At 57.2% G+C, this 3,453-nt stretch carries 4 protein-coding genes and 1 pseudogene; 1 reads left to right on the plus strand and 4 read right to left on the minus strand.

Going from position 1 to position 3,453, the window contains the following annotated elements:
- On the plus strand, nt 1–347 hold a 347-nt coding region (locus tag ACE3OH_RS20870), incomplete at its 5' end, for a hypothetical protein (protein ID WP_374357738.1).
- Here ACE3OH_RS20870 and ACE3OH_RS20875 read toward each other — a convergent pair.
- The 4 genes and pseudogenes from ACE3OH_RS20875 to ACE3OH_RS20890 form a co-directional block, all read right to left on the minus strand.
- A pseudogene (locus tag ACE3OH_RS20875) lies at nt 295–657 on the minus strand (ATP-binding cassette domain-containing protein); the annotation flags it as partial. The gene ACE3OH_RS20870 and the pseudogene ACE3OH_RS20875 overlap by 53 nt on opposite strands.
- A gap of 280 nt (nt 658–937) precedes the next feature.
- Nucleotides 938–1,444, minus strand: a complete 507-nt coding sequence (locus ACE3OH_RS20880; protein ID WP_374357741.1) for a hypothetical protein — start codon at nt 1,442–1,444, stop codon at nt 938–940.
- Between the two features lie 280 nt (nt 1,445–1,724).
- Nucleotides 1,725–2,093, minus strand: a complete 369-nt coding sequence (locus ACE3OH_RS20885) for a hypothetical protein (protein ID WP_374357744.1) — start codon at nt 2,091–2,093, stop codon at nt 1,725–1,727.
- Nucleotides 2,094–2,213: 120 nt separating this feature from the next.
- The coding region (locus ACE3OH_RS20890) for a transglutaminase family protein (RefSeq protein ID WP_374357747.1) at nt 2,214–3,453 on the minus strand (1,240 nt) is incomplete at its 5' end.

A 3,453-nucleotide genomic window follows, 5' to 3' on the forward strand; every position in this document is an offset into this window, starting at 1 on the left:
TGGGCTTGAGCCCGCTGCATGCGGTGCCGAAAAATCCGGCCATTGGCGCGGGCGGCGAGCTCAATTTTGCCGGCGCCGACAATCAGCTGGTGTTGATGGTGATGGTGCAACCGGCGTCAACCTATGCCTTCTGGAACAAGCAATACGGTAGCCAGGGTGAACGCTTGAGCGGCATCGGTAACGAAGGCTTTCGCAGCAAGGCCGGCAGCCCGATCAAGTACGCGGTGTTTCTCAAGGGCAACACCGGGGTATGGATACAAAGCATGGGCTGGAACAAGCAGGGTAAGGACAATGTCAGCCCGGCTCAGCTACAGGAACTCGCCAAGCTGGCGGCTGCGCGCCTGTAGTTGCGGCGGGGCTTGGGGATGGGCTGATCTGGCTGAAATCCTGTACCACCCGCCCCTTATCTAGCCGCACCACCCGGCGCGCCATGGCAATGGTTTCCGGGCGGTGGGCGATCACTATGCGGGTGAGGCGCAGCCGGCGCACCGCGTCATTCACCTGGCGCTCGCGCGCCACATCGAGATGGCTGGTGGCTTCGTCGAGAAACAATAAACGCGGCCGTTTGTACAGGGCACGGGCCAGCAGGATACGCTGCTTCTGGCCACCCGATAGCGCGGTGCCCATATCAGCGTCTGGTAGCCCATCGGCAAGCGGGTGAGTCGGGTAAACAGGCCGGCTACCCATTGCAAGCCTGATGTGGTTACGAAATAGATAAGCCCCATTGGCGGAAAGTGGAAACCGTCATCTGCATCGGGGGCAGCAAGAAGAAACCTAGGGCCAGAGTCCGCTTCTGGAAAGTGGCGGCAGAATCGCCAGTACCTCCAGCTCCAGTGCTAGCAGCAGCGACTGCCTGTCTTGTGGCGGCAACGAGTGAATTCAAACAACAAGTTTTGCTCGCCACCCGGTGGTGCTGGTGGGGTGTCGGCCAAGTACGCTACTGAACGCGAGAAAACAGTATGCCGCCCGGCGTAGTTGCATTACTCGCGCTGCTTGCGCCGGCTGACAGGTCATTCAATTGGCACATATACGATTCATTGCCGGTTTGCTGGCAAGCTGCATCTTGGTTCGCCGGGTCGATGGGCGAAATATATAAATCGTTTCCTGCCTTCTCCCACGTGTACAGCGAAACGCCGCTGGCTAAATCACGGCCGTTCCATGGCACGGCCAACAAATGACGTGTATTGGAATCAATAAAGCGTACTTCGGATTCGCTGAGGTTGAAGCCCGATTTGAATATGGCCTTGGCAGCAAACACACCGTGGTTTTGGGTGTTTTCAATTTTGATAACATGTTTCTTGCCAAAGGCTTCCACGCTAGCAATCCACACACCCTGCCCGGGGCCTGGGCTGGATGGCGGGGGCGGATCATCCAGATGGACTTTTTTGCAGCTGATGATGCTCAGCATCAGGATGCAGATGAGAAACGATTGGCGAAATGTCATGTAAGTTGAGCTCGGTTGGTCTCAATAAATAGTGTTTCCACTTAACAGGCTGGTGAGAAACTCTTGGCGCTGGCTGCAAAGTGGGAAAAGCGAGCAAAATTTGGCAGAGTCGCTCAAAAACCAGGCGGATTTGCTTATTTTTTGAGCAAAGCCGCTGGGTTTTATAGACTTTTCGCGGCCAGGTGGGCGTTCAAAGAGTTTCTCACCAGCCTGTTAATAGTCCAGAGGGTGCAAAAGGGAGTGAGCACTGTATCGGCACCTCTCCCGATGCAACACGCTGCTAACCCTTAGGATGTTTTATGCCATCTTCGGTCAGCATTAAGCCATGCCGCTTGCATTGATCCCATTCAAATACGCTGATCTTTGCGATGGCCGACATGCAAATGGGTATGGGAATGGATGGCTTGTCGATTGCCAGGGTTGTACCGGGCAAGAGAGTGAGTTCTTGGTAGCGGTCATCCTGTGTGCCCACTTTAAAATAGCAATGGCCACTGGTGGAGCTATGGCAAATCAAGTCCATTTTGCCGGGTTGGCTTGATGCTGCTGTGTCGTAGCGCATTTCATGCGTTTCGCAGATTTTATTTGCACAGCCCGGCAGCAGGGCGGATATGGCAATGCTCAAGGCGTATGCCGGCCAGTTCTTTTTCATGGGACAACTCTGTTTCGGTTTGGTGGGTGCGGGATGCCCTGGACACATGCTGTGACCAGGGCATGCTCCGATAAGGCGCGCAATCGGGTAATAGTTGGCGCGCCTTATCAATTGCCGGGTTTATTCGGCTGCGACAATAATCTGGCTGCTTACATCGCGCGCCATTTGCTTGAGTGCCGGCAGCATGGCGGTAAAGTCTTCTGCGGTGCACACCAGGTGGCTTTGCGGTTTTACCGCCATTTCGCGCTGAACCAGCACGGCTTGGCCGTCCTGCCGATAGCTGGCTTGGTAGGCGAAATAGCGGTCGTCCAGTTTCAGGGGCTTGGGCAGGCTGTTGATGCTGACGCCCTTGGGCAGCGTGAAACGCACTTCTTCGCGGACCTTGCTGGGTACGCAGGCAAACGGCTGGCTTCGGCTGGCCTCGCTCAGAAAGCTTTGCAGATTGGCTGCGATGCCGCCGCCAAGCGAGGTCAGCGTAGGCATGCCGACCGGGCCGGGCAGGCTGGCCAGGCTGTCGATATGGGCGGTGATTGTGATGGACTGCTGATCGGGCTGGTCCTGCTTGCCATTGAGCAACATTTGTCCGTCGCCGGTCAGATTCTGGGTGCGCAGCAGATTGCTCACCATCTTGCTTTTCTGCGCTTCGGGCAGGTTGTTCAAGATGTAACGGTTCAGCTCGGCGAGAGCGCCCGCAATATGTTGATCGCCCTTGAGCTCGGCACTGCCGTCGCTGCCAAGCGCCATGGTGTACTGGCTGTCAGAGTCATTGCGCTGCACGGCCGGGGTATGGCCGAGCTTGCCGAGCTTGGTCAGCAAAACTGGCTTATCCAATTCGGGCACTGGCAAGAATCCGGCGGCAATCACCGTGGCAGTCGGGTCAAGGTAGAGGTCGAGTTCCGGCAGGTAGACTATCGCGTGGTTGAAGGCCGACAGCACCGGCACGGCGGGTAGTTGGTAGCGGTTGCCCTGGTTGATCAGCGCGGTGCTGCCATCAATGTCGACGGCTTTCAGCATGGCGAGCAGCAAGGTGGCGTGGTCTTTGCAATCGCCATAACGGTTATCCAGCACCGATTCGGCTGCATGCGGCACCACGCCATCGCGGCCCAGCCACAGGGCGACATAGCGGATATTCTTGCGCACCCAGTCCGACAGCAGCAGCGCCTTGGCGCGTGGCGTCTTCGCCTCGGCCGTCAGCTGTTGTGCCAGTGTCTTGATCTTGTCGGTGGGCAGTGCCTTGGCGCTGGCGGCCTTTTCATAGGCTTGCGCCAGTTCCGACCAGTCTTTGTAAGTGCTTACGTAGTGGCTGTCGCCGTAATCGGAATAGGCACCCGAAAACGCCTCGATGCGCGCCTTGGGCCTG

It is taken from the genome of Chitinimonas sp., assembly GCF_041904975.1.
GTDB lineage: Bacteria > Pseudomonadota > Gammaproteobacteria > Burkholderiales > Chitinimonadaceae > Chitinimonas.